24 protein-coding genes are annotated in these 25,471 nt (G+C 71.8%); 19 read left to right on the top strand and 5 right to left on the bottom strand.

Features of this window, described 5'->3' with window-relative positions; all coding sequences use genetic code 11:
* Positions 1 to 269: 269 nt before the first annotated feature.
* Entirely contained in the window at positions 270 to 2,156 is a 1,887-nt protein-coding gene (locus tag ACFXPL_RS34595; protein WP_384927121.1) for an AMP-dependent synthetase/ligase, read from the top strand.
* Positions 2,157 to 2,294: 138 nt separating this feature from the next.
* Here ACFXPL_RS34595 and ACFXPL_RS34590 read toward each other — a convergent pair whose 3' ends face one another.
* Positions 2,295 to 2,879 carry a two-component system response regulator gene (locus tag ACFXPL_RS34590; protein ID WP_384927120.1) on the bottom strand — a complete coding sequence of 195 codons (585 nt, stop codon included), beginning with the start codon at positions 2,877 to 2,879 and terminating at the stop codon, positions 2,295 to 2,297.
* Between the two features lie 304 nt (positions 2,880 to 3,183).
* On the opposite strand from ACFXPL_RS34590, the gene ACFXPL_RS34585 reads away from it, so the two are divergent.
* The 3 genes from ACFXPL_RS34585 (at position 3,184) to ACFXPL_RS34575 (ending at position 7,308) form a co-directional block, all read left to right on the top strand.
* Positions 3,184 to 5,220: a SpoIIE family protein phosphatase gene (locus ACFXPL_RS34585; RefSeq protein ID WP_384927124.1), complete on the top strand. Its 2,037-nt coding sequence runs from the start codon at positions 3,184 to 3,186 to the stop codon at positions 5,218 to 5,220.
* Between the two features lie 166 nt (positions 5,221 to 5,386).
* The gene (gene hemW / locus ACFXPL_RS34580) at positions 5,387 to 6,619 is read left to right on the top strand and encodes a radical SAM family heme chaperone HemW (RefSeq protein ID WP_384927119.1); all 1,233 of its coding nucleotides are present in this window, start codon (positions 5,387 to 5,389) and stop codon (positions 6,617 to 6,619) included.
* A 101-nt stretch (positions 6,620 to 6,720) separates the two neighbouring features.
* Entirely contained in the window at positions 6,721 to 7,308 is a 588-nt protein-coding gene (locus tag ACFXPL_RS34575; RefSeq protein WP_384927118.1) for a Uma2 family endonuclease, read from the top strand.
* Here ACFXPL_RS34575 and ACFXPL_RS34570 read toward each other — a convergent pair.
* Positions 7,286 to 8,131: a DUF3097 domain-containing protein gene (locus ACFXPL_RS34570; RefSeq protein WP_384927117.1), complete on the bottom strand. Its 846-nt coding sequence runs from the start codon at positions 8,129 to 8,131 to the stop codon at positions 7,286 to 7,288. The genes ACFXPL_RS34575 and ACFXPL_RS34570 overlap by 23 nt on opposite strands.
* Before the next feature lie 33 nt (positions 8,132 to 8,164).
* A complete protein-coding gene (locus ACFXPL_RS34565; RefSeq protein ID WP_384927116.1) occupies positions 8,165 to 8,947 on the bottom strand; it encodes an MBL fold metallo-hydrolase in 783 nt (260 codons plus the stop codon).
* Positions 8,948 to 9,148: 201 nt separating this feature from the next.
* On the opposite strand from ACFXPL_RS34565, the gene hrcA reads away from it, so the two are divergent.
* The 13 genes from hrcA (at position 9,149) to era (ending at position 20,844) form a co-directional block, all read left to right on the top strand.
* Positions 9,149 to 10,165, top strand: a complete 1,017-nt coding sequence (gene hrcA / locus ACFXPL_RS34560; protein ID WP_384927115.1) for a heat-inducible transcriptional repressor HrcA — start codon at positions 9,149 to 9,151, stop codon at positions 10,163 to 10,165.
* The gene (dnaJ, locus tag ACFXPL_RS34555) at positions 10,166 to 11,302 is read left to right on the top strand and encodes a molecular chaperone DnaJ (protein ID WP_384927114.1); all 1,137 of its coding nucleotides are present in this window, start codon (positions 10,166 to 10,168) and stop codon (positions 11,300 to 11,302) included.
* 190 nt (positions 11,303 to 11,492) lie between these two features.
* On the top strand, positions 11,493 to 12,572 hold the full coding sequence (locus tag ACFXPL_RS34550; protein WP_384927113.1) for a nitronate monooxygenase: 1,080 nt from the start codon (positions 11,493 to 11,495) through the stop codon (positions 12,570 to 12,572).
* Positions 12,569 to 13,318 (top strand): 16S rRNA (uracil(1498)-N(3))-methyltransferase, encoded by a 750-nt coding sequence (locus tag ACFXPL_RS34545; RefSeq protein WP_384927112.1) that lies wholly within the window; start codon positions 12,569 to 12,571, stop codon positions 13,316 to 13,318. Before ACFXPL_RS34550 ends, ACFXPL_RS34545 begins: the two co-directional genes overlap by 4 nt.
* 129 nt (positions 13,319 to 13,447) lie before the next feature.
* Positions 13,448 to 13,807 carry a histidine triad nucleotide-binding protein gene (locus ACFXPL_RS34540; protein WP_384927111.1) on the top strand — a complete coding sequence of 120 codons (360 nt, stop codon included), beginning with the start codon at positions 13,448 to 13,450 and terminating at the stop codon, positions 13,805 to 13,807.
* A 5-nt stretch (positions 13,808 to 13,812) separates the two neighbouring features.
* Entirely contained in the window at positions 13,813 to 14,715 is a 903-nt protein-coding gene (locus ACFXPL_RS34535) for a ribonuclease Z (protein ID WP_384927110.1), read from the top strand.
* Positions 14,716 to 14,839: 124 nt separating this feature from the next.
* Positions 14,840 to 15,967: a carbohydrate kinase family protein gene (locus ACFXPL_RS34530; RefSeq protein WP_384927123.1), complete on the top strand. Its 1,128-nt coding sequence runs from the start codon at positions 14,840 to 14,842 to the stop codon at positions 15,965 to 15,967.
* Between the two features lie 153 nt (positions 15,968 to 16,120).
* A complete protein-coding gene (locus tag ACFXPL_RS34525) occupies positions 16,121 to 17,158 on the top strand; it encodes a PhoH family protein (RefSeq protein ID WP_384927109.1) in 1,038 nt (345 codons plus the stop codon).
* 13 nt (positions 17,159 to 17,171) lie between these two features.
* Positions 17,172 to 17,669, top strand: a complete 498-nt coding sequence (ybeY, locus tag ACFXPL_RS34520; protein WP_384927108.1) for an rRNA maturation RNase YbeY — start codon at positions 17,172 to 17,174, stop codon at positions 17,667 to 17,669.
* Entirely contained in the window at positions 17,666 to 18,955 is a 1,290-nt protein-coding gene (locus tag ACFXPL_RS34515; RefSeq protein ID WP_384927107.1) for a hemolysin family protein, read from the top strand. Before ybeY ends, ACFXPL_RS34515 begins: the two co-directional genes overlap by 4 nt.
* 11 nt (positions 18,956 to 18,966) lie before the next feature.
* Positions 18,967 to 19,326: an MmcQ/YjbR family DNA-binding protein gene (locus ACFXPL_RS34510; protein WP_384927122.1), complete on the top strand. Its 360-nt coding sequence runs from the start codon at positions 18,967 to 18,969 to the stop codon at positions 19,324 to 19,326.
* Positions 19,327 to 19,427: 101 nt separating this feature from the next.
* Positions 19,428 to 19,799, top strand: a complete 372-nt coding sequence (locus ACFXPL_RS34505; protein WP_384927106.1) for a cytidine deaminase — start codon at positions 19,428 to 19,430, stop codon at positions 19,797 to 19,799.
* A 73-nt stretch (positions 19,800 to 19,872) separates the two neighbouring features.
* Positions 19,873 to 20,844, top strand: coding sequence for a GTPase Era (gene era / locus ACFXPL_RS34500; protein ID WP_384927105.1), 972 nt, complete (start codon positions 19,873 to 19,875; stop codon positions 20,842 to 20,844).
* 154 nt (positions 20,845 to 20,998) lie between these two features.
* On the opposite strand, the gene ACFXPL_RS34495 is transcribed toward era, so the two are convergent.
* Together ACFXPL_RS34495 and ACFXPL_RS34490 are read right to left on the bottom strand one after the other, a co-directional pair.
* Complete coding sequence (locus ACFXPL_RS34495) at positions 20,999 to 21,265, bottom strand: protealysin inhibitor emfourin (protein WP_384927104.1); 267 nt, start codon at positions 21,263 to 21,265, stop codon at positions 20,999 to 21,001.
* Positions 21,266 to 21,349: 84 nt separating this feature from the next.
* Entirely contained in the window at positions 21,350 to 22,414 is a 1,065-nt protein-coding gene (locus ACFXPL_RS34490) for a M4 family metallopeptidase (RefSeq protein WP_384927103.1), read from the bottom strand.
* A 289-nt stretch (positions 22,415 to 22,703) separates the two neighbouring features.
* On the opposite strand from ACFXPL_RS34490, the gene leuA reads away from it, so the two are divergent.
* Together leuA and ACFXPL_RS34480 are read left to right on the top strand one after the other, a co-directional pair.
* Positions 22,704 to 24,464 carry a 2-isopropylmalate synthase gene (gene leuA / locus ACFXPL_RS34485; protein ID WP_384927102.1) on the top strand — a complete coding sequence of 587 codons (1,761 nt, stop codon included), beginning with the start codon at positions 22,704 to 22,706 and terminating at the stop codon, positions 24,462 to 24,464.
* Positions 24,465 to 24,710: 246 nt separating this feature from the next.
* Positions 24,711 to 25,406 carry a TerB family tellurite resistance protein gene (locus ACFXPL_RS34480; protein ID WP_384927101.1) on the top strand — a complete coding sequence of 232 codons (696 nt, stop codon included), beginning with the start codon at positions 24,711 to 24,713 and terminating at the stop codon, positions 25,404 to 25,406.
* Positions 25,407 to 25,471 lie beyond the last annotated feature (65 nt).

Below are 25,471 nucleotides of genomic sequence, written 5' to 3'. Positions count from 1 at the left end.
TACGGGCCCTCACACCACGGTGTGAGGGCCCGTAGCGCCGTCCGGGAGTTCCCCGTGGCCCCGTGCCCCCCGTACCTCCCGAGCCGGCAGCCGCTTCGTTACGAATCGGCTGTCCACGGCCTCTTACGCGCCGGGCGGTCGGCCTCTACCCTGAGCGCAGATTCGTAGTTACTCACCGGTTTAGTTACTCGCCAGTCGCAGCATTAGTTACTCGTCAGTCACAACTCAGTCAGCACGTCGGCAGCGCTGCCGCGGGCCCGGAGGATGCCGTGAGCGACACTCAGAACTTGATCGAGAACCGGCCGCCCTCCGTGGCGACGCTCTTCGTTGAGCGTGTGGCGGCGACGCCGGACGCGGAGGCCTACCGTTACCCCGTACCGGCCGCCGGCCAGGGCCCCGACGAGTGGCGCTCGCTGAGCTGGGCCGAGGCGTCGAAGCGGGTGTACGCCGTGGCCTCCGGGCTGATCGCACTCGGCGTGCGGCCCGAGGAGCGGGTCGCGCTCGCCTCCGCCACCCGGGTCGAGTGGATCCTCGCCGACCTCGGGGTGATGTGCGCGGGCGCCGCGACCACCACGGTCTACCCCTCGACCAACACCGAGGAGTCCGCGTACATCCTCTCCGACTCGGAGAGCCGGGTGCTGATCGCGGAGGACGCCGCCCAGCTCGCCAAGGTGCGCGAGCGCCGTGCGGAGCTGCCGCACCTCGCCCACGTCGTGGTGATCGAAGAGGCCGACGCGGAGCCCGCCGAGGGCGACCCGGAGGGATGGGTGCTCTCGCTCGCCGATCTGGAGGTACGCGGCGCCGCGTACCTGGCCGAGCACCCCAAGGCGGTCGAGGAGCGGACCGAGGCGATCACGGCGGAACAGCTCGCCACCCTCATCTACACCTCGGGCACCACGGGCCGCCCCAAGGGCGTACGGCTGCGGCACGACAGTTGGTCGTACATGGCCAAGGCGATCGCCGCCACCGGCCTGATCCACGCGGACGACGTGCAGTACCTGTGGCTGCCGCTCGCCCACGTCTTCGGCAAGGTGCTGACGTCCGGGCAGATCGAGGTCGGCCACGTCACCGCCGTGGACGGCCGCGTCGACAAGATCATCGACAATCTGCCCGTGGTCCAGCCGACCTACATGGCGGCCGTACCGCGGATCTTCGAGAAGGTCTACAACGGCGTCGCCGCGAAGGCACGGGCCGGCGGCCCCGCCAAGTACAAGATCTTCCAGTGGGCGGCCGGGGTCGCCCGCGAGCACGCCGTCGCGGCCCAGGACAACTTCCGCCGTACGGGCACGAGGAACGTGCCGTTCGCCCTCGGTGCCCGCCACAAGGTGGCCGACGCGCTCGTCTACAGCAAGCTCCGCGAGGCCTTCGGCGGCCGGCTGCGCGCCGCCATCTCCGGTTCCGCCGCCCTCGCGCCCGAGATCGGCTACTTCTTCTCCGGCGCGGGCATCCACATCCTGGAGGGGTACGGGCTGACCGAGACCAGCGCGGCCAGCTTCGTCAACCCGGGCGAGGCCTACCGTACGGGCACGGTCGGCAAGCCGCTGCCCGGCACGGAGGTGCGGATCGCGGACGACGGCGAGATCCTGCTGCGCAGCCCGGGCGTGATGGCCGGATACCACGGGCTGCCGGAGAAGACCGCGGAGGTGCTGGAGTCCGACGGCTGGTTCCACACCGGGGACATCGGTGAGCTGTCCGCCGACGGCTATCTGCGGATCACCGACCGCAAGAAGGACCTGATCAAGACATCGGGCGGCAAGTACATCGCCCCGGCCGAGGTCGAAGGACGGTTCAAGGCGGTCTGCCCGTTCGTCTCCAACATCCTGGTGCACGGCGCCGACCGCAACTTCTGCACGGCGCTGATCGCGCTCGACGAGCAGGCGATCCTCGGCTGGGCGGCCGAGAACGGCATGGCCGGCCGGCCCTACGCCGACGTGGTCGCCTCGGCGGCGGTCGAACAGCTCGTCGACGGGTATGTGAAGCGGCTCAACGAGGGCCTCCAGCGCTGGCAGACCATCAAGAGGTTCCGCCTGCTCCCGCGCGATCTGGACATCGAGCACGGTGAGCTGACCCCCAGCCTCAAGCTCAAGAGGCCCGTCGTGGAGCGGGAGTACAAGAATCTGATCGAGGAGATGTACGAGGGCTCCCGCGAGGCCTGACGTCGCGAGCCCGGCGTACAGAAGGGCGTAGGGACGGACACGCGGGTGTGACGTACGCGTACCTCACACCCGTACGTGGGGGTGTACGCGCACACAGGGCGGGCGGGGTCGCGAGGGCAGACTCGCTGCCCCGCCGGTCTACCGGTCCCGCCCGCGCCGCAGTTCGCCCAGCGCGTCCTCGATCCGCTCCAAGTGGCGCCTCAGGTCGGCCAGATGCTCCGGCGCGTCGCTCCGCAGCGCGTCCTCGATCTTCGCCAGCCGGCCGGCGACCTCCTCAAGCTGCTCCTGCTCGCGCGCCAGCGCCCGCTCCAACTGGCGGTTCTTGCGGTGCAGATCGAGGAAGACGCTGACCTTGGCCCGCAGCATCCACGGATCGAAGGGCTTGGTGAGAAAGTCCGCCGCGCCCGTGGCGTACCCACGGTAGGCGTAACCGCTGTCGGATCCCGGCCCGTTCAGGAAGATGATCGGGATGTCCTTGGCCCGGTCGAGCCGCTTGATCCGGTACGCGGTCTCGAAGCCGTCCATACCGGGCATCCGGACGTCCAGCAGGATCAGCGCGAACGGCTGGCGCAGCAGCGCCTCCACCGCCTCCTCGCCGGAACGCGCCCGTACGAGCCGCTCGTCCAGCGAGGCCAGCACCGCTTCGAGCGCGGTGAGGTTGTCCTCCATGTCGTCGACGAGCAGGATGCCCGCGCGCTCCGTGCTGACCGCTGTGCCGTTCATGTGCCGATCATCCTTGTTGCTCCTTGTCCGGCCCGTGTCTTTCGGCCGGCGAGGCAAGAATGCTCTGTCCGGGGCGGTTTCGCACGCGGTTCCGGTGCTTTGGCCCGCACTCCGCGCCACCGCCGCGCCACCCCTCCGGCCGCCGATCCGTCCCCCGCGCGGATTCCGCTGTCAAGACCCCGGGGCAATCTCCGGTGACTTCCATGACTCGGCGCGTAGGAACGCGCTCCGTCTGTCACTCTGTCGGGATCGTAAGCGGCACAACGCCAGAACCGGATCAGGAGCCGCAGTGGGGCCCATTCCGATGCCGCGCGACACCCGCCACCGTCCGGCACCCCCGGTGCCGTTACGGAGGGACGCGCGGTCCATCTCCCGTACCAGCCTGCCCGGCAACCCGCTCGCACCGTCCGCCGCACGCCGCTTCGCACGCGCGGCGCTCGCGGACTGGACCAGCCTCGGGCTGCTCGCCACCTGCACCTTCTGCCAAGGGGAGACATGCTGCTCCCCGGGCACGCACAGCACCGATCTGCTCGCGGACGACGCCGTGCTGATCGTCGACGAACTCGTCACCAACGCGGTCGTGCACGCGGGCACCACCGTCGAACTCCTCTGCCGGCTCGAAGCCCCCTCCGAGGATCCCTCCGGGGACATCGCGGGGGCGCGGGCACGCGACGAACCGGCCGCGCTCGTCCTCGAAGTCTCCGACCACCACCCCGCGCGGGCCGTGCGGAGCGACCCGGACGGGTCGCCGCCGTCCGGCACGCCCGAGTACGGCCGCGGGCTGCAACTCGTCTCCGCGCTCGCCGAACGCTGGGGCATCACCTACCGCTCCGGCCTCAAGACCGTCTGGGCCCGGCTCCCTCTCGAAGGCCGGGAGGGGGGACCCGACGGGGGATCGGCCGAACCCGCGCTGCGCCGCGGGCTGCGCGCCGCCGAGATCCTGGCCCCCGTCCCCCGGCGTACGGTCCGCGACGATCCGGAGTGGGCCGGCGGAGGGGCCCTCTCCTTCCTCGCCGAGGCGTCCGAACTGCTCGCGGGACAGCTCGACGAGGACCTGGTCGCGGCGCTCGCCGGCCAACTGCTGGTGCCACGCCTCGCCGACTGGTGCGCGGTCTGGCTGGACGGCGACGGCGCGCAGGCGGGCGCGGCGCCCCGGCTCGCCCGTGTCTGGCACGCCGACGAGTCCCGAATCGAGCCGCTGCGCGCCGCGCTGGAGAAGGAGCCGCCGAGGCTCCCCGGCCCGCCGCACGGCACGCCTGTACCGGTGCCCTGGCCGGCCTTCGAGGGCGTGGTGAGCGACGGCGCGGGCGCGGTGAGCGACGGGGAGGGCGCGCTGGACGTGGACGCGGCGCTCGCCTGCCGGCTCGTCGCGAACGGCCGCGCCCTGGGCACGCTCCTGCTCGGCCGCCCCGGGCGGAGCGCCGCCCCCGACGAGGTGACCTCCCTCGTCGAGGACTTCGCCCGGCGCGTCGCACTCGCCATCGGCGCGGCCCGCCGCTACACCCGCCAGGTCACCATCAGCCGCGTCCTCCAGCGCGGACTGCTGCCCACCCAGGTCGCGCGCATACCGGGCGTCGCCAGCTCCCTCGTGTACGAACCGAGCGACGAGGGGCTCGCGGGGGGCGACTTCTACGACGTCTTCCCGTGCCCGCCGGGGGACCGCTGGTGCTTCATGCTCGGTGACGTCCAGGGCAGCGGCCCCGAGGCCGCCGTCGTCACCGGCCTCGCCCGCCCCTGGCTGCGGCTGCTCGCCCGCGAGGGGTACGGGGTCGGTCCGGTCCTCGACCGCCTCAACCGGCTGCTGCTCGACGACGCGACGGAGGCGGCCGAACCGGCGCCCCTGACGGCCGTCGTGGCGGCCGGCGGCCCCGACGGCGCACCCGGAGCCCTGGCGGGCCCTCCGGGGCCGTCCGAGGGCCGCCAGGCCCGTTTCCTGTCGCTGCTGTACGGCGAGCTGACGCCCCTGCCGGAGGGCAGAGGCGTACGGTGCACCCTCGCCAGCGCCGGCCACCCCCTGCCGCTGGTCCTGCGGCCGGACGGCACCGTACGGACCGCCGCGGAGCCGCAGGTGCTCCTCGGGGTGGTCGAGAAGGTCGCGTACGAGAGCAGCACCTTCGACCTGGAGCCCGGGGACACGCTGCTCTGCGTGACCGACGGCGTCACGGAGCGCCGCTCGGGCCGCCGCATGCTCGACGACGGCGACGGGCTCGCGCGGGCCCTGGCGGGGTGCGTGGGGCTGTCGGCGCAAGGGGTGGCGGAGCGGATACGGCGCGCGGTGCACGAATTCGCGGAGGCGCCGCCGGGGGACGACCTGGCACTGCTGGTGTTCCAGGCGGAGTGATCACGGGCGCGGACACGGAAGCGGGCGTGGACACGGTCGCGGACACGGAAACAGGCACGGCCTCGGACACGGGCGCGGGGCGGCGGTAGGGGGGCCGTACCCGCGCCGCCCCCGCCCCGTACCCGAGCCGTCCCGTCCGTCCCCTCGCGTACGGGACACTGGGGGCATGCCTTCCGCACTGCCCGACGGTGACCCCATGCCCGAGACCGGAGCGCTGCCCCGGCACGCCCTGTCAGGCGCGGCGGACCGACCGCTCGGCTTCTACCTGCACGTTCCGTACTGCGCGACCCGCTGCGGCTACTGCGACTTCAACACGTACACGGCGACCGAGCTGCGCGGCTCCGGTGGCGCGCTGGCCTCCCGGGACAACTACGCCGACACCCTCGCCGACGAGGTCAGGCTGGCCAGGAAGGTCCTCGGCGACGACCCTCGCCAGGTCCGCACGGTCTTCGTCGGCGGCGGCACACCGACCCTGCTCGCCGCCGGGGACCTCGTACGGATGCTGGGCACGATCCGTGACGAGTTCGGGCTCGCGCACGACGCGGAGATCACCACGGAGGCGAACCCCGAGTCCGTGGACCCGGCGTATCTCGCCGCGCTGCGGGAGGGCGGCTTCAACCGGATCTCCTTCGGCATGCAGAGCGCCAAGCAGCACGTCCTGAAGGTCCTCGACCGTACGCACACCCCGGGCCGCCCGGAGGCGTGCGTGGCGGAGGCCCGCGCGGCCGGGTTCGACCACGTGAACCTCGACCTGATCTACGGCACCCCGGGGGAGAGCGACGCCGACTGGCGCGACACGCTCGCGGCGGCGGTCGGCGCGGGCCCGGACCACATCTCGGCGTACGCGCTGATCGTCGAGGAGGGCACCGGGCTCGCCCGCCGTATCCGGCGAGGCGAGGTCCCCATGACGGACGACGACGAGCACGCGGACCGCTACCTCATCGCGGACCGGATGCTCGCGGAGGCCGGCTTCTCCTGGTACGAGGTGTCCAACTGGGCCACCACGGAGAAGGCGCGCTGCCTCCACAACGAGCTGTACTGGCGCGGCGCCGACTGGTGGGGCGCGGGCCCCGGCGCCCACAGCCACGTCGGCGGCGTGCGCTGGTGGAACGTGAAGCACCCCGGCGCGTACGCCCAGGCCCTCGCGGAGGGCCGCTCCCCGGGCGCGGGCCGCGAACTCCTCACCGAGGAGGACCGCAGGGTCGAGCGCATCCTGCTGGAACTGCGCCTGGCCGACGGCTGTGAGCTGTCCCTCCTCCGTCCGGCCGGCCGGACCGCCGCCGCCCGCGCCCTGACCGACGGCCTGCTCGTACCGGAGCCCTACGAGGCGGGCCGCGCGGTGCTGACGCTGAAGGGCCGCCTCCTGGCGGACGCCGTCGTCAGGGACCTGGTGGACTGATCACCCGCCGGGGTGAATCCCAGCGGATCCGGGTGCGGCTGCTTAGGCTGTTTCCCTAGTCTGCCGCTGACAGAAACGGCGGAATGTGGAGGCTCACGGAGATGACCGCTGTGGATGAGCGACCGATCACCGGCATGGCCAAGACCTTTGAGGACCTTGAGGTTCCTGAGGGGCTCAAGGCGGAACTCCTCAGGGGCGAAATCGTGATGATGGCCGGGCCCGACCGGGTCCACAATTCGATCGTGGAGTCCGTGCAGGACCAGATCCCGCGCAAACTCTGGCGCCGCCTCCAGACCCAGGACCTCGCCATCCCCGGTGAGTCGAGTGAGCCGCAGCCCGACCTCGTGGTCCTGGAGCGGGGAGCCGAGGAAGGCCCCGGACGGCTCATCCCGGCCCCCGCCGTCGAGCTGGTGCTGGAAGTGGTCTCCAAGACCAGCGGGGACCGGGACTACGGGGTCAAGCGGTCGATGTACGCGGCGGGGAGGGTGCCCGCGTATCTGATCGTCGACCCCACGTCAGCACAGTGTGTCCTGCTCACCCAGCCGACCGGCAGCGGCGAGGACGCCGACTACCGGACCGTGCGGACCTCGAAGTTCGGCGAACCCGTACCGCTGCCCATGCTCGACGTGGAGCTGGACACGTCCGAGTTCGAAACGCTCCCCGGGGTCAGGACTCACCGCCGGCCGTGACGAAGTCGATCAGCTCCTCCACCCGTCCCAGCAGCGCCGGCTCCAGATCCCGGTAGGAGTGCACCCGGGACAGGATGTGCTGCCACGCCGCCCCCGTGTTCGGCGGCCACCCCAGCGCCTCGCACACGCCCGTCTTCCAGTCCTCGCCCCTCGGTACCTTCGGCCAGGCCGCGATGGACACCGAGGACGGCTTCACGGCCTCCCAGACGTCGATGTACGGGTGGCCCACCACCAGGACGTCCGCGCCGGCCGCCGCCGCGGCGATACGGGACTCCTTCGAGCCGGGCACGAGATGGTCGACCAGCACGCCGAGCCGGGCGTCCGGCGCGGGGCCGAACTCGGCCACCACCGCCGGGAGATCGTCGACGCCGCCCAGGTACTCCACGACCACGCCCTCGATGCGCAGGTCGTCGCCCCAGACCCGCTCCACCAGCTCCGCGTCGTGCCGCCCCTCCACATAGATCCGGCCCGCCCTCGCCACCCGCGCGCGGGCGCCCGGCACGGCCACCGAACCCGAGGCCGTACGGGCCGGGGCGGACGGCCCCGCGGCGCCTCCGCCCGGACCACCCGGCCGCGGCCGGACCAGCGTCACCGGCCGGCCCTCCAGCAGGAAGCCCCGCGCCACCATGGGGAAGACGCGGTGCTTGCCGAAGCGGTCCTCCAGGGTGACCGTCGGCCCCTCGGCGGTCTTCTCGCAGCGGATCACAGCGCCGCAGAAGCCCGTCGTCACCTCCTCGACCACCAGGTCGGTTTCGGCGGGGACCTCCGGCGCGGGCGTGGGCTTCTTCCACGGGGGCGTCAGATCGGGGCTGTAGCTGCGCATGCGGACGACGATAGGCGGGGCGCGACCGCGGGGCTACGAGGGCGCCCCCGACCCGCCGAACCGCGCGGCCAGCGCGTCGCGTTGCGCCCGTACGAACGCCGCGTCCACCGCCGCCCCGTGTCCCGGCACGTACACCGTCCCGTCCCCGCCGCCCAGCGCCAGCAGCCGGTCCAGGGCGGCGGGCCAGCGCGCCGGGACCGCGTCGGGGCCCGCCTGCGGCTCACCCGACTCCTCCACCAGGTCCCCGCAGAAGAGCACCGCCGGGGTGCCGGGAGCGGTCCCCGCGCCCTCGCCCGACCCCGGCACCAGCAGCGCCAGGTCGTGCGCGGTGTGCCCCGGTCCGACGTTCGCCAGCAGCACCCGCCGCCCGCCGCCCAGGTCCACCGTCAGCTCCCCGCACACCGCGTGCCCGGGCCGGACCAGCAGATCCACCGCCTCGGCGGCCTCCGCCTCCGCGACCCCCTCCCGTACGGCCTCCTCGTAGAGACTTCCCGCGGCCCCCGCCCCGTCCCCGGCCAGCAGCTCGGCCAGGCCGACCGCCCCGTACACCGCCACGCCCGAGAACGCCGCCGCCCCCAGCACATGATCGAAATGCGGATGGCTGAGTGCGACATGTGTCACGCGCCGGCCGCCGAGCAGCGCCCGCGTCCCGGCCCGGAGTTCGGCGCCCTCCCGCAGCGTCGACCCCGTGTCGTAGAGCAGCGCGCCCCGCTCCCCGACCACCAGACCGACGGTCGCGTCCCATCCCGGCAGGCGTCTGCGGCCCACTCCGGGCCCCAGCCGCTCCCACCCGTGCTCTTCCCAACGGAGGTCCATACCGGGACGCTACGGGAGACCACTGACATCCGGCACCACGATCCGCCGGGTAGCGTGGTCGGCCGCCCTTGCTCCGTGTACGCCTTACGGCCGTACACTGAACCGGGAGCCACTGGCACTCCCGCGGAACGAGTGCCAACGGGCGCCGGTGAGTGCCACGGCGGGGCGAAGGACGACGGACGACATCGGGAGGTGTGCGCCATGCTCAGCGAACGCAGACTTGAGGTGTTGCGCGCGATCGTCCAGGACTATGTCGGCACGGAGGAGCCCGTCGGCTCCAAGGCGCTCACGGAGCGGCACAAACTCGGCGTCTCCCCGGCGACCGTACGCAACGACATGGCGGTGCTGGAGGACGAGGGCTTCATCGCCCAGCCGCACACCAGCGCCGGGCGCATCCCGACCGACAAGGGCTACCGGCTCTTCGTCGACCGGCTGGCCGGGGTCAAGCCCCTGTCCCTGCCGGAGCGCCGCGCCATCCAGAACCTGCTGGACGGCGCCGTCGACCTCGACGACGTCGTGGGCCGTACGGTACGGCTGCTCGCGCAGCTCACCCGGCAGGTGGCCGTCGTCCAGTACCCCTCGCTGACCCGTTCGACGGTGCGGCACGTGGAACTGCTGGCGCTGGCGCCCGCCCGCCTGATGCTCGTCCTGATCACGGACACCGGACGGGTGGAGCAGCGCCTGGTCGACTGCCCCGCGCCGTTCGGCGAGACCTCCCTCGCGGACCTGCGGGCCCGGCTCAACAGCCGGATCGTCGGACGCCGCTTCGCGGACGTCCCGCAGCTCGTGCAGGACCTGCCCGACTCCTTCGAGCAGGAGGACCGCGGGACCGTGTCGACGGTCCTGGCGACCCTGCTGGAAACCCTGGTCGAGGAGACCGAGGAGCGGCTGATGATCGGCGGAACCGCCAACATCACCCGCTTCGGACACGACTTTCCTCTGACCATCCGGCCGGTGCTGGAGGCGCTGGAGGAGCATGTGGTGCTCCTCAAGCTCCTCGGCGAGGCCGCGGACCCCGGCATGACCGTACGTATCGGGCACGAGAACGCCCACGAGGGCCTCAACTCCACGTCCGTCGTCGCGGTCGGCTACGGTTCGGGCGACGAGGCAGTCGCCAAACTCGGCGTGGTCGGACCGACCCGCATGGACTACCCCGGAACGATGGGAGCGGTACGCGCAGTGGCACGTTACGTCGGACAGATCCTGGCGGAGTCGTAAGTGGCCACGGACTACTACGCCGTACTCGGCGTGCGCCGCGACGCATCTCAGGACGAGATCAAGAAGGCATTCCGCAGGCTCGCACGCGAGCTGCACCCGGATGTCAATCCCGATCCCAAGACGCAGGAGCGCTTCAAGGAGATCAACGCCGCGTACGAGGTGTTGTCGGACCCGCAGAAGAAGCAGGTCTACGACCTCGGCGGTGACCCGCTGTCCTCCAGTGGAGGCGGCGGCGCGGGAGGGTTCGGGGCCGGCGGCTTCGGCAACTTCTCGGACATCATGGACGCGTTCTTCGGCACGGCGTCGCAGCGCGGCCCGCGGTCGCGGACGCGGCGCGGCCAGGACGCGATGATCCGGCTGGAGATCGACCTCAACGAGGCGGCCTTCGGTACGACCAAGGACATCCAGGTCGACACGGCGGTCGTCTGTACGACCTGTTCGGGCGAGGGAGCCGCGCCCGGCACCTCCGCCCAGACCTGTGACATGTGCCGCGGTCGCGGCGAGGTCTCGCAGGTCACCCGGTCCTTCCTGGGCCAGGTCATGACCTCGCGGCCCTGCCCGCAGTGCCAGGGCTTCGGTACGGTCGTACCGAAGCCGTGCCCCGAGTGCGCGGGCGACGGCCGGATCCGTTCGCGCCGTACGCTCACGGTCAAGATCCCCGCGGGCGTCGACAACGGCACCCGTATCCAGCTCGCGGGCGAGGGCGAGGTCGGCCCGGGCGGCGGCCCCGCCGGTGACCTGTACGTGGAGATCCACGAGGTCCCGCACTCGACGTTCCAGCGGCGCGGCGACGATCTGCACTGCACGGTCACGATCCCGATGACGGCGGCGGCGCTGGGCACGAAGTGCCCGCTGGAGACGCTGGACGGCGTGGAGGAGATCGACGTACGGCCCGGCACCCAGTCCGGCCAGTCGATCCCGCTGCACGGACGCGGCATCACGCACCTGCGGGGCGGGGGCCGGGGCGATCTGATCGTCCACGTCGAGGTGATGACCCCGACGAAGATGGATCCGGAGCAGGAACGCCTGCTGCGGGAACTGGCCCAGCTCCGCGGCGAGGAACGGCCCACAGGCCAGTTTCAGCCAGGGCAGCAGGGGCTGTTCTCGCGGTTGAAGGACGCGTTCAACGGACGGTAGGCGGGCCTGACGTCCGCCGCCCGCGACCCGCGGGCGGCGGACGGGGCAGGCGCGGGCGCCTGAGGACTGCCCCGACGGACGGTGCGGTGGGCCGGGAGGCCAGGGTGCGCGGGCAGGCCCCCGGACCTGCCGTCCCGCCGGGGGCGGTACCGATTCGGAGGTGCCGTGGCTGACATGGCACCATGCGTGCATGTCCTCCGCACTGACCGATCTCTGCCGGTATCCGATCGTGCAGGCCCCCATGGCGGGCGGCGCTTCCTGTCCGCAGCTCGCGGCGGCCGTTTCCGAGGCCGGGGGTCTCGGGTTCCTGGCCGCCGGGTACAAGACGGTCGACGGCATGTACGAAGAGGTCAAGCAGCTCCGGGGCCTCACCGGCCGCCCCTTCGGCGTCAACCTCTTCATGCCGCAGCCGCACTACGCCGACCACGCGGCCGTCGAGGTCTACCGCAACCAGCTCGCCGGTGAGGCCACCTGGTACGAGACACCGCTCGGCGACCCCGAGTCCGGGCGGGACGACGCGTACGAGGCGAAGCTCGCGATCCTGCTCGACGACCCGGTGCCGGTCGTCTCCTTCACCTTCGGCTGCCCGACCAGGACGACCTTCGACGCCTTCGAGGGCGTCGGTACGTACACCGTCGTCACCGTGACCACGGCCGAGGAGGCCCAGACCGCCCAGTGGTCCGGCGCCGACGCCGTCTGCGTGCAGGGCATCGAGGCCGGCGGTCATCAGGGAACGCACCGCGACGACCCCGCCACCGACGGTGCGGGCATCGGGCTGCTCTCGCTGATCGCGCAGGTCAGGGAGGCCGTCGAGCTGCCGATCATCGCGGCCGGCGGCCTGATGCGCGGCGGCCAGATCGCCGCCGCACTCGCGGCGGGCGCCGACGCGGCGCAGCTCGGCACCGCGTTCCTCGTCTGCCCGGAGTCCGGGGCCAACGCCCTGCACAAACAGGCCATGACCAACCCGCTGTTCGTACGCACCGAGCTGACCCGCGCGTTCTCCGGACGCCCCGCCCGCGGGCTCGTCAACCGCTTCATGCGCGAGCACGGCCCGTACGCCCCGCCCGCCTACCCCGAGGTCCACCACCTCACCTCCGGGCTGCGCAAGGCCGCCGCCAAGGTGGGGGACGCGCAGGGCATGGCGCTCTGGGCCGGCCAGGGCCACCGGATGGCGCGCGACCTGCCCGCGGGCAAACTGGTCGAGGTCCTCGCGGGCGAACTCGACGCCACCCGCGCCTCGTTCATGCCCGGCCTCGGCAGCGCTTCGTGACCGCTCCCGTCTTCGTCGTGGACGGCTTCGGCCCCGGGCACAGCGAGAAGTTCGTGCTGGACGGGCCGGAGGGCAGGCACGCCGTCTCGGTGAAGCGCATGCGGCCCGGCGAGGACGTCGTCCTGACCGACGGCACCGGCCGATGGGCCGACTGCGTGGTGCTGGCGACCGAAGGCAAGGACCGGCTGGTGGTCGGACTCGGCCCGGTCATGGAGGAACCGCCGGAGACCCCGCACATCACCGTCGTCCAGGCCCTCCCCAAAGGCGACCGGGGCGAACTGGCCGTCGAGACCATGACGGAGACCGGCGTCGACGCCGTCGTCCCGTGGGCCGCCGCGCGCTGCGTCACGCAGTGGCGGGGCGAGCGTGGCGCGAAGGCGCTCGCCAAGTGGCGGGCCACCGCCCGCGAGGCGGGCAAGCAGTCGCGCCGGGTGCGGTTCCCCGAGGTCGCGGACGCCATGACCACGAAGCAGGTCGCGGGGCTGCTCGCCACGGCGGAGTTCGCGGCCGTCCTGCACGAGGACCGGGACGCCGACAGCGCCGCGCTGGCCACCGCGGAACTGCCGGAAACGGGTTCGATCGTGCTGGTCGTGGGCCCCGAAGGGGGTGTGTCGCCCGAGGAGTTGGCGGTGTTCGCGGCGGCGGGCGCGCGCCCGTACCGGCTGGGCGCCAGCGTGCTGCGCACCTCCACCGCGGGTACGGCGGCCACGGCACTGCTGCTGGGCCGCACGGGCCGCTGGTCCTGACCGTACGCCCGTCCCGTACGCGCGCTGCGACCCCGGTCCCGTGGACCGCGCCGGATACGATGCGCCCGTACGGAACTGATCACCGACCGATCACCGACTGACACCAGCTCTGCCGAGGAGGCCGGGACCATGGCCGGAGAACCGCAGGCCGACTGCCTGTTCTGCAAGATCGTATCGGGGGAGGTGCCGGCGACCATCGTGCGCGAGAGCGCGACCACCGTCGCCTTCCGGGACATCAACCCACAGGCGCCGACGCACGTCCTGGTCATTCCCCGGGCCCACTACCCGGACGCCGTCGCCCTCGCCACGGCGGAACCGGGCGTCGCCGCAGACGTGTTGCGCGAGGCGGCGGCCGTCGCCGCCGACGACAAGGTGGACGCCACCGGCTACCGCGTCGTGTTCAACACGGGTTCGGGCGCCGGCCAGACCGTCTTTCACGCGCACGCCCACGTACTGGGCGGACGCGGCCTCAACTGGCCCCCCGGGTAAGCGCCTTGTCCGTACGAGAACTGGTCGTGCTGGGCACCGCCAGCCAGGTGCCCACCCGCCACCGCAACCACAACGGCTATCTGCTGCGCTGGGACGGCGAGGGGCTGCTCCTCGACCCGGGCGAGGGCACCCAGCGCCAGATGCTGCGCGCCGGGGTCGCCGCGCACGACATCAACCGGATCTGTGTCACGCACTTCCACGGCGACCACTCGCTCGGCCTCGCCGGGGTCATCCAGCGCATCAATCTCGACCAGGTGCCGCACGAGATCACCGCGCACTACCCGGCGAGCGGCCGGCGCTTCTTCGAGCGGCTGCGGTACGCGACGGCCTACCGCGAGTCCGTCGAGCTGACCGAGGCGCCGATCACCGGCGACGGCGTCCTCGCACGCACCCCCTCGTACACTCTGGACACGCGCAAGCTCTCCCACCCCGTCGAGGCGTACGGCTACCGCCTCACCGAGCCCGACGGGCGCAGGATGGACCCCGTGCGGCTCGCCGCGCACGGCATCGCGGGCCCCGACGTGGGCCGGCTCCAGCGGGAGGGCGCGCTCAACGGCGTCACGCTGGAGGAGGTCAGCGAGGTCCGCCGCGGCCAGCGGTTCGCCTTCGTCATGGACACCCGGCTCTGCGACGGCGTGTTCGCGCTCGCCGAGGGGTGCGACCTGCTGGTCATCGAGTCGACGTTCCTGGACGAGGACGAGCGGCTGGCCACCGACCACGGCCATCTCACCGCGGGGCAGGCGGGCCGCGTGGCGGCGGAGTCCGGCGTACGGCATCTCGTGCTGACGCACTTCTCGCAGCGCTACAGCGATCCTGACGCGTTCGAACGGCAGGCGCGTGCCGCGGGCTTCGAAGGCGAACTGACGGTCGCCGCCGACCTCGTACGGGTACCGCTCCCCAAGCGCTGACGGGGGCGGGCGCCCGGCGTGTCCGGTGCGGCCCCGCCGATCGGGCAGACTGTCCGGATCCGCACGCGATCGGGAGCCCGCCGTGATCACACCCAACGGAGACCCGCTGGACCACCTGGACCACCTGGACCGCCCGGGGCCCGCGGCCCCGGGGCACACCGCGCTGGAACACTCCGCCCACGTCGATCCGCTGGGCGCCCTGCGCGCCCCGGACGACCCGGAGTGCGACGTCTACCTCACGGGCACGGTCTTCCTCGACATCATCTTCACCGGCCTGGACAGCGCCCCCGTACGGGGCACCGAGTCCTGGGCCAGGGGCATGGGGTCCAGCCCCGGCGGCATCGCCAACATGGCCTCGGCGCTGGCCCGGCTCGGGCTGCGCACCTCGCTCTCCGCCGCCTTCGGCGACGACCACTACGGCGAGTACTGCTGGGACGCGCTGGAGCAGGGCGAGGGCATCGACCTCTCCCGCTCGCGCACCGTCCCCGGCTGGCACTCCCCGGTGACCGTCTCCATGGCGTACGAGGGCGAGCGGACGATGGTCTCGCACGGCCACGAGGCCCCGCCCCCGGAGGGCGCGCTGCCCGAGTGCCCGCCCCGCGCGCGGGCCGCCGTCGCCGCGCTGACGCCGGGCCGGCGCGACGAGTGGATCGCCCACTCCGCACGCCACGGGACGCGGATCTTCGCCGACGTCGGCTGGGACGACACCGGCCGCTGGGACCTGGCGGGACTGGCCGATCTGGAGCACTGCGAGGCGTTCCTGCCCAACGCCGAGGAGGCCATGCGCTACACCCGTACGGACTGCCCCAGGGCCGCCGCGCGGGTCCTCGCCGAGCGGGTCCCGGTGGCCGTCGTCACGCTCGGCTCGGAGGGCGCGTACGCCGTGGACGGGGCGAGCGGCGAGACCGCCGAGGTCCCGGCGATCGCGGTGGCCGCGCTCGACCCGACGGGCGCGGGCGACGTCTTCGTCGCCGGATTCGTCACCGGCACCCTGGCCGGCTGGCCGCTCGCCGACCGGCTGGCCTTCGCCGGGCTGACCGCCGCGCTCTCCGTCCAGGAGTTCGGCGGGTCGCTCTCCGCGCCCGGCTGGTCGGAGGTCGCGGCCTGGTGGAGCTACGTCCAGGGCTCCCCGGACCAGAACCCGGCCGCGCTGCGGCGCTACGCGTTCCTGGCGGAGCTGCTGCCCGCGCCGAGCCGGCCGTGGCCGCTGCGCAGGGCCGTACCGACGATCGGTTTCGGCCGCTCGGGCTGAGGGCGCGGCGGTAAGGCGCGAGGAAGGCGCGGGGAAGGCGCGGGGAAAAGCCCTAGGGCCTTGTCAGTGCGGGGTCGTAGGCTGGTACTCCAGAGGTTGTCGAGCGGCGAGAACCCTGCAACGGGAGGTATGTGCAGGCCACACGGCCGGCCCATGACTCAGACACCTACAGTCCAGACCCCCGCGTCGGACCGGAGCTCCGAGCCGGAGCAGGCGCGCGCCCGGTGGACCGTCCCCGCCAAGCACCCCATGGTGACGGTCCTTGGCTCCGGAGACTCCCTGCTGCGAGTGATCGAGAAGGCGTTCCCGGCCGCCGACATCCATGTCCGGGGAAACGAGATCAGTGCGAGCGGCAGCGCGGCGGACGTCGCGCTGATCCAGCGCCTGTTCGACGAGATGATGCTGGTGCTCCGCACCGGTCAGCCGATGACGGAGGACGCAGTGGAACGTTCGATCGCCATGCTCAGGGCGAGCGAGAACGGCGGCGCGGACGGTCCCGAGACGCCCGCCGAGGTGCTCACCCAGAACATTCTCTCCAGCCGTGGCCGTACGATCCGGCCCAAGACCCTCAACCAGAAGCGGTACGTCGACGCGATCGACCAGCACACGATCGTCTTCGGCATCGGCCCCGCCGGTACGGGCAAGACGTATCTGGCCATGGCCAAGGCCGTCCAGGCGCTCCAGGCCAAGCAGGTCAACCGGATCATCCTGACCCGGCCCGCCGTCGAGGCGGGGGAGCGGCTCGGCTTCCTGCCCGGCACGCTCTACGAGAAGATCGACCCGTATCTGCGCCCGCTCTACGACGCGCTGCACGACATGCTCGACCCCGACTCGATCCCGCGGCTGATGGCGGCGGGCACGATCGAGGTCGCGCCCCTGGCATACATGCGCGGCAGAAGCTTGAACGACGCGTTCATCATCCTGGACGAGGCACAGAACACCAGCCCCGAGCAGATGAAGATGTTCCTGACGCGCCTCGGCTTCGAGTCGAAGATCGTCATCACGGGTGACATCACCCAGGTCGACCTCCCGGGTGGCACGAAGAGCGGTCTGCGCCAGGTCCAGGACATCCTGGAAGGCCTGGACGACGTGCACTTCTCCCGGCTCACGTCCCAGGATGTCGTGAGGCACAAGCTCGTCGGCCGTATCGTCGACGCGTACGAGCAGTACGACAGCGACAACGGGAAGTAGACCAGAGCGCACCATGTCGATCGACGTCAACAACGAGTCAGGCACCGAGGTCGACGAGCAGGCGATTCTCGACACCGCCCGCTACGCGCTCGCCCGGATGCGTATCCACCCCCTCTCCGAACTGTCGGTGATCGTGGTGGACGAGGCCGCGATGGAACAGCTCCACATCCAGTGGATGGACCTGCCGGGGCCGACGGATGTCATGTCCTTCCCGATGGACGAGCTGCGTCCGCCGGTCAAGGACGAGGAGGAGCCCCCCCAGGGGCTCCTCGGTGACATCGTGCTCTGCCCGGAGGTCGCCAAGCGGCAGGGCGAGGAAGCACCGACGCAGCACTCCATGGACGAGGAGTTGCAGCTCCTGACGGTCCACGGGGTGCTGCATCTGCTCGGGTACGACCACGAGGTGCCGGAGGAGAAGGCCGAGATGTTCGGTCTCCAGGCGGCGATCGTCGACGGCTGGCGCGCCGAGCGGGGGCTCACCGGCCCGTCGCCCGCGCCCACGGTCTCGTGACCGCGCAACTGATCGTCGGCGCCGTCGCCCTGGTGGTCGTCGCCTGGCTCGCGGCCTCCGCCGAGGCGGGCATCGCCCGCGTCTCCAGCTTCCGGGCGGACGAGGCCGTACGGTCGGGGCGGCGCGGCGCGGCCAAGCTGGCGCAGGTCGCCGCCGACCCCACGCGCTATCTCAACGTGGCCCTGCTGGTGCGGGTCGCCTGTGAGATGGCCGCCGGGGTGCTGGTCACGTACGTCTGCCTGGAGGGGTTCCAGGAGACGTGGGCGGCGCTGGTCGTCGCCATCGGCGTGATGGTCCTCGTCTCGTACGTCGCGGTGGGCGTCTCGCCGCGCACGATCGGCCGCCAGCACCCGCTGAACACGGCCACGGCCTCCGCGTACGTCCTGCTGCCGCTGGCCAGGATCATGGGCCCGATCCCGCAGCTCCTGATCCTCCTGGGCAACGCGCTCACTCCCGGCAAGGGGTTCCGCAAGGGCCCGTTCGCCAGCGAGGCCGAGCTGCGCGCCATGGTCGACCTGGCGGAGGCGGAATCGCTCATCGAGGACGACGAGCGCCGGATGGTGCACTCGGTCTTCGAGCTGGGCGACACCCTCGTACGGGAGGTGATGGTCCCGCGCACGGACCTGGTCTGCATCGAGCGGTACAAGACGATCCGTCAGGCGCTCACCCTGGCGCTGCGCTCGGGCTTCTCCCGGATCCCGGTGACCGGGGAGAACGAGGACGACATCGTCGGCATCGTCTACCTCAAGGACCTGGTCAGGAAGACCCACATCAACCGTGACTCCGAGGCCGACCTGGTCTCCACGGCGATGCGCCCCGCCGCGTTCGTGCCCGACACGAAGAACGCCGGTGATCTGCTGCGCGAGATGCAGCAGGAGCGCAGCCATGTCGCGGTCGTGATCGACGAGTACGGCGGCACGGCCGGGATCGTCACGATCGAGGACATCCTGGAGGAGATCGTCGGCGAGATCACCGACGAGTACGACCGCGAACTGCCCCCGGTCGAGGAACTGGGCGACGGCGCCTTCCGGGTCACGGCCCGGCTCGACATCGGGGACCTCGGCGAGCTGTTCGGCCTCGACGAGTACGACGACGAGGACGTGGAAACCGTCGGCGGCCTCCTCGCGAAGGCCCTGGGCCGCGTCCCCATCGCGGGCGCGACCGCGTGCGTCGAACTCCCCGACGGCCGCACCCTGCGCCTGACCGCCGAATCCCCGGCCGGCCGCCGCAACAAGATCGTCACGGTCCTCGCGGAACCGGTCAAGGAGGAGGCCAAGGCCTCATGACCCCCCGCGCGCTGACGGCCGGGGCGGTCCGCTCGTTCTGCCTGGACCTCAACGGCACGTTCGAGGACACCCCGTTCCCGGGCAGCCCCGGCCTGGTGGTCTTCAAGGTCAGCGGAAAGATCTTCGCCTTCTGCGCGCCGGAGGAGACCCCGCTGAAGATCTCCCTCAAGTGCGACCCGGAAGAGGCCCTGCGCCTCCGGGAGACCCACCGGGCGATCGTCCCGGGCTGGCACCTCAACAAGCGCCACTGGAACACGGTGACGGTGGCGGAACTGCCGGCCCGGATGGTGCGCGAGCTGATCGAGGACTCGTACGACCTGGTGGTGGCCGGCCTCCCGAAAGCGGACCGCCTCCGCCTGGACCGGCCGTAACGGTGTGACCGGCCCTGCCGACCTGGCAGAGCCGGTCACAGGGTTGGGGCGTCGGCACCTGTGCACGCAGCTCCCCGAACGGGTTGCCTATGCTCGGGGTCATGACACGAGCCACCGACAGCGCCGACGCCACCGACCTCGGCCCCGAGGACCGCAAGATCATCACGCTGGCCCGTTCGGCCCGCGCCAGGAACGGGGTGCCCGAGGGGGCGGCCGTGCGGGATGAGACCGGGCGTACGTATGTCGCCGGGAGCGTGGAGCTGGACTCCCTCAAGCTGAGCGCGCTGCGTACCGCCGTCGCGATGGCCGTGGCCAGTGGGGCCACCTCGCTGGAGGCGGCGGCCGTCGTCACCGAAGCCGCGACCGCTTCCGACGAGGACCGCGCGGCCGTACGGGATCTCGGGGGCCCCGCGACCCCGGTGCTGGTGGCGGGCGTGGACGGTGCGCTGCGGGTGACCGTCACCGCCGGTTGACGGGTGTGCGCGGCGAGGCGGGCGGGGTGTTCAGGGGGCCGACTGGTCGGCGGACGGTGAAGGATCGGGGAGAATGGGCGCCATGAGCGCTCGTACCTCCTCTCCCGAGACTTCTCCCGAGTCGGCCGAAGCCCCCCACCGGGCCGGCTTCGCCTGCTTCGTCGGTCGCCCCAACGCGGGCAAGTCCACCCTCACGAACGCTCTGGTCGGCCAGAAGGTGGCCATCACCTCGAACCGGCCGCAGACCACCCGGCACACCGTGCGCGGCATCGTGCACCGCCCCGAGGCGCAGCTCATCCTGGTGGACACCCCGGGCCTCCACAAGCCGCGCACCCTGCTCGGCGAGCGGCTGAACGATGTCGTACGGACGACCTGGGCCGAGGTCGACGTGATCGGCTTCTGCCTCCCCGCCAACGAGAAGCTGGGCCCCGGCGACCGGTTCATCGTCAAGGAACTGGCCGGGATCAAGAAGACGCCGAAGGTCGCCGTCGTCACCAAGACCGACCTCGTCGACTCCAAGACGCTCGCCGAGCAGCTCATCGCGATCGACCAGATCGGCAGGGAACTCGGCCTGGAGTGGGCGGAGATCGTCCCGGTCTCGGCGGTCGGCGACCAGCAGGTCGGCCTGCTGGCGGACCTGCTCGTCCCGCTGCTCCCGGAGAGCCCGCCGCTCTACCCGGAGGGCGACCTCACCGACGAGCCCGAGCAGGTCATGGTGGCCGAGCTGATCCGTGAGGCCGCGCTGGAGGGCGTACGGGACGAGCTGCCGCACTCGATCGCGGTGGTCGTCGAGGAGATGCTGCCGCGCGAGGACCGCCCGGCGGACAAGCCGCTGCTCGACATCCACGCGAACGTGTACATCGAGCGCCCGAGCCAGAAGGGGATCATCATCGGCCCCAAGGGCAAGCGGCTCAAGGAGGTCGGGACGAAGTCCCGCAAGCACATCGAGGCGCTGCTCGGCACGCCGGTCTTCCTCGACCTGCACGTCAAGGTCGCCAAGGACTGGCAGCGGGACCCGAAGCAGCTCCGCAAGCTCGGGTTCTGAGCGGTCCGAGGACGACGGCCGGAGGCCGGCGCAGCGGTGCGAAGCCGGTGAGGCCCCTGGGCCGATCCGCGCGAGTGGCGCGTTGGGGAGAGGCTCCCGAAGCAGCTCCGCAAGCTCGGGTTCTGAGCGGTCCCGGTAAGGGCCGGGCCTCCGCTCAGGCGCCTTCCTTCAGGACCCTGGAGATCAGTTCCCGCTGCGCGTCCGTCAGATGGGGGTCCGCGCAGTGGACCGTACGGCCGTCTACCGTGATCGTGTAGGCGAAGCCGTCCGGGACCCCGGTGCGCGGGGCGGGGCCGCCGCCCGTGAGGGCGCGGTGGGCGAGGGCCTGCCAGTGGGTCGCGTCGGGGAGGGCTGCCGTGTCGATCTCGGCCGTTCGCTCGATGCCGGCGAAGCCGCCCGTACGCCGTACTTGGATACGCATGGGTCCTGTCTAGTACGTGACGGGCGGCGGCGGTAGCCGCCGCCCGTACCGGTGACGAAGGTGACGAAGCGGTCAGGCCGTGGGTCAGGCCGTGGGGACCCCGACCTGGGACCACGCCTTGACCGCCGCCTCGTGCTCCGCCGCCTCCCCGTAGCGCGCCCGCGCCGCCGCGACCGTCAGCTTGGCGAAGTCCGCGAAGTCCGCCTCGATGTCCAGGTCGCCGCCGGTCAGCACGTCGAACCAGATCTGGCCCGCCCGCTCCCACGCCTTGCCGCCGAGCTGGGTGGCCAGCAGGTAGAACGCGTGGTTCGGGATGCCGGAGTTGATGTGCACCCCGCCGTTGTCGCGGCTCGTCCGTACGTAGTGGTCCATCTTCGCCGGCTGCGGGTCCTTGCCGAGGACGTCGTCGTCGTACGCCGTGCCCGGGGCCTTCATGGAGCGCAGCGCGACGCCTTGGACGCGCGGCGCGAGCAGACCCTCACCGATGAGCCAGTCCGCCTGGTCGGCGGTCTGGTCCAGGGTGAACTGCTTGACCAGCGTGCCGAAGACGTCCGACACGGACTCGTTGAGCGCGCCCGACTGGCCGTAGTAGGCGAGGTTGGCCGTGTACTGGGTGAGGCCGTGCGTCAGCTCGTGGCCGATCACGTCGACCGGGAGCGTGAAGTCGAGGAAGATCTCGCCGTCGCCGTCCCCGAAGACCATCTGTTCGCCGTCCCAGAAGGCGTTCCCGTACTCCCGGTCGTAGTGCACGCTGGCGTTCAGCGGCAGCCCCGCGCCGTCCAGCGAGTCGCGGCCGTACGCCGAGAGCAGCAGCTCGAACGTCGAGCCGAGACCGGCGTACGCGCGGTTGACGGTGGCGTCCCGGCCCGGTTCCGAGCCCTCCTCGCGGACCTTCGTGCCGGGCAGCGCCGTACCGTTGCGGCAGTCGTAGATGGTGCGGTGAGGGGTGCCCGTCGCGGCGTCCTCCGTCGCGGCGGCGGTCCTGAGCGGGCCCGCGGCGATGGTCAGCCGGCGGCGGGTGCGCTGGGCGGAGTCCGCCTCCAGGGTGCGGCGGGCGGGCCCGGAGACCACGGGGTCGTCGGCCTGCGCGAGCTTGTCGAGTACGTGCGGCGGCACGATGGTGCAGAAGACCGGTGCGATGGCGTTCATGACTGCAATGTGGCAGCCCGTCGCCGGTCTGTCACCCATTGCGACAGTCTTTGCTGAAATGGAGTGATCCAGGCCGGTACGGCCGTGACGTGTTCCGTATGCTGATACGGAGCGGCACGCGCACCACGTCTCGGTTAGGGTGCTACGCATCATGCGTTTCGGGCTGCTTCTCCTTAGCTGCCGCGGCGAGGGCCTGTAGTCGTAGGCCGACCCCCTCCCCGCGGAGTCTGGCGTTGCGGTGATCACGCCCCGTCGGCCGTCCCAGTGGACACACGAGGAGCCCTACGCAATGTCTGTACCTTCCGTCGGTCGCCCCACGCCCCTCACCACCGCGACCCACACCCAGCGTCCGTCCGGGATGCCGGTCCACAAGTACGGCCGCTACGAGGCCGTGGACATCCCCGACCGCACCTGGCCGGACAAGCGGATCACCACCGCGCCCCGCTGGCTCTCCACCGACCTGCGCGACGGCAACCAGGCGCTGATCGACCCCATGTCGCCGGCGCGCAAGCGCGAGATGTTCGACCTGCTGGTCCGCATGGGCTACAAGGAGATCGAGGTCGGCTTCCCGGCCTCCGGTGAGACCGACTTCGCCTTCGTACGGTCGATCATCGAAGAGGGCGCGATCCCCGAGGACGTGACGATCTCCGTCCTGACCCAGGCGCGCGAAGAGCTGATCGAGCGCACCGTGGAGGCGCTGCGCGGCGCGAACCGCGCCACCGTCCACCTCTACAACGCCACCGCCCCCACCTTCCGCCGGGTCGTCTTCCGCGGCACGAAGGAGCAGGTCAAGCAGATCGCCGTGGACGGCACCCGGCTGGTGGTGGAGTACGCGGAGAAGATCCTCGGCCCCGAGACCACCTTCGGCTACCAGTACAGCCCCGAGATCTTCACCGACACCGAGCTGGACTTCGCCCTGGAGGTCTGCGAGGCCGTCATGGACGTCTGGCAGCCCGAGGCGGGCCGCGAGATCATCCTCAACCTGCCCGCCACCGTGGAGCGTTCGACGCCCTCCACGCACGCGGACCGCTTCGAGTGGATGTCCCGCAACCTCTCCCGCCGCGAGCACGTCTGCCTGTCCGTGCATCCGCACAACGACCGCGGTACCGCCGTCGCCGCCGCCGAGCTGGCGCTGATGGCCGGCGCCGACCGGATCGAGGGGTGCCTGTTCGGCCAGGGCGAGCGCACCGGCAACGTCGACCTGGTGACGCTGGGCATGAACCTCTTCTCGCAGGGCGTCGACCCGCAGATCGACTTCTCGCGGATCGACGAGGTCCGCCGTACCAGCGAGTACTGCAACCAGATGGAGATCCACCCGCGCCACCCCTACGTGGGTGACCTGGTCTACACCTCCTTCTCCGGCTCCCACCAGGACGCCATCAAGAAGGGCTTCGACGCCCGCGAGGCCGACGCCGCCGCGCGGGGCCTGGCGGTCGAGGACGTCGAGTGGGCGGTGCCGTACCTGCCGATCGACCCGAAGGACGTGGGCCGCTCCTACGAGGCGGTCATCCGCGTCAACTCGCAGTCCGGCAAGGGCGGTATCGCGTACGTCCTGAAGAACGACCACAAGCTGGACCTGCCGCGCCGGATGCAGATCGAGTTCTCCCGCATCATTCAGGCCAAGACCGACGCCGAGGGCGGCGAGATCACCCCCGACCAGATCTGGTCGGTCTTCCGTGACGAGTACCTGCCCAACGCGGACAACGCCTGGGGCCGGGTCCAGCTCCGCTCGGGGCAGTCCACGACCGACACGGACGGCAAGGACACCCTGACCGTCCAGGCCGTCGTGGACGGTACGGAGACGGTGCTGACCGGCACCGGCAACGGTCCGATCTCCGCCTTCTTCGAGGCCCTGGCGGCGGTCGGGGTGGACGCCCGGCTGCTGGACTACCAGGAGCACACCATGAGCGAGGGCGCGAGCGCGCAGGCCGCCTCGTACATCGAGTGCGCCATCGACGGAAAGGTGCTGTGGGGCATCGGCATCGACGCCAACACCACCCGCGCGTCACTCAAGGCGGTCATTTCCGCCGTCAACCGCGCGACCCGCTGATCCGCCGGGGCGCCGGTCGGCGCCCCGCCCTGACCTGAGCGTTTTCGGACCCCGCCCCGGTACACAAGGGGCGGGGTTCGGCCATGTCGTGGCGATCTCACGCCACGGTGCTGACGGCACCTCGAAGATGTGGCTAACATCACGTCAACGCAGCGGCTCCGCACCCTGATTCCCCGAACAGGGCATGGAGACGCGGCCGAGTGCAGCGCAACGAAGCGTTGCCGGGGCGTGACGGAGGTGCGCGACGTGCTGCCAGCTCAAGGACCACGCGGCCGAAAACCGCGCCTCTGCGGCCTTCGTACGTCGTGGACCACGGTCGGCGACGGGGAGTTCTTCTGCCCGGACTGCGGAGGCGACCGCAACTACCGCCGTCGCACCGGCCGGCGCCGCTTCACCGTGCTCGGCATCCCGCTGCTCTCGCGCGGCTGCGCGGGCCCCGTCGTCGAGTGCGCCGCCTGCCACGCCCACTTCGGCACGGACGCGCTGGACCACCCCACCACCCTCCGCTTCTCCGCGATGCTGCGCGACGCCGTCCACACGGTCGCGCTCGCGGTCCTCGCGGCCGGCGGCACCTCGTCACGTACGGTCCGGGAGACCGCCGTCCTCACGGTGCGCGCGGCGGGGTTCGAGGACTGCACGGAGGACCGGCTGACGGACCTGGTCGAGGCGCTGGCCGCCGACACCGGTCGCTTCATCATCGACGCGGGCCCCTTCGGCGCCGCGCTCGCCATCGAACTCCACGAGGCGCTGGAACCGCTCGCGCCGCACCTCGCCCCGGCGGGCCGGGAGTCGATCCTGCTCCAGGGCGCCAGGATCGCCCTGGCGGACGGGGTCTACAGCCCGGCGGAGCGCGAGGTGCTGAGCATCGTCGGCGGCGCGCTCCAGCTCCGCGCGGACGACACGGCGCGCCTGCTGCTCGCGGCGTCGGGGACGCCCTCCTGAGGGCCACGCCCTTCTGAGGACTTCCGTGCGTACGAGAGGCGCCTGCGGCGCGTACGGCCCGTACG

This window comes from Streptomyces sp. NPDC059092, from assembly GCF_042756365.1.
Lineage (GTDB): Bacteria > Actinomycetota > Actinomycetes > Streptomycetales > Streptomycetaceae > Streptomyces.
The sequence above is the reverse complement of the archived record's forward strand: the minus strand, read 5'-3'. Positions and strand labels throughout refer to the sequence as shown.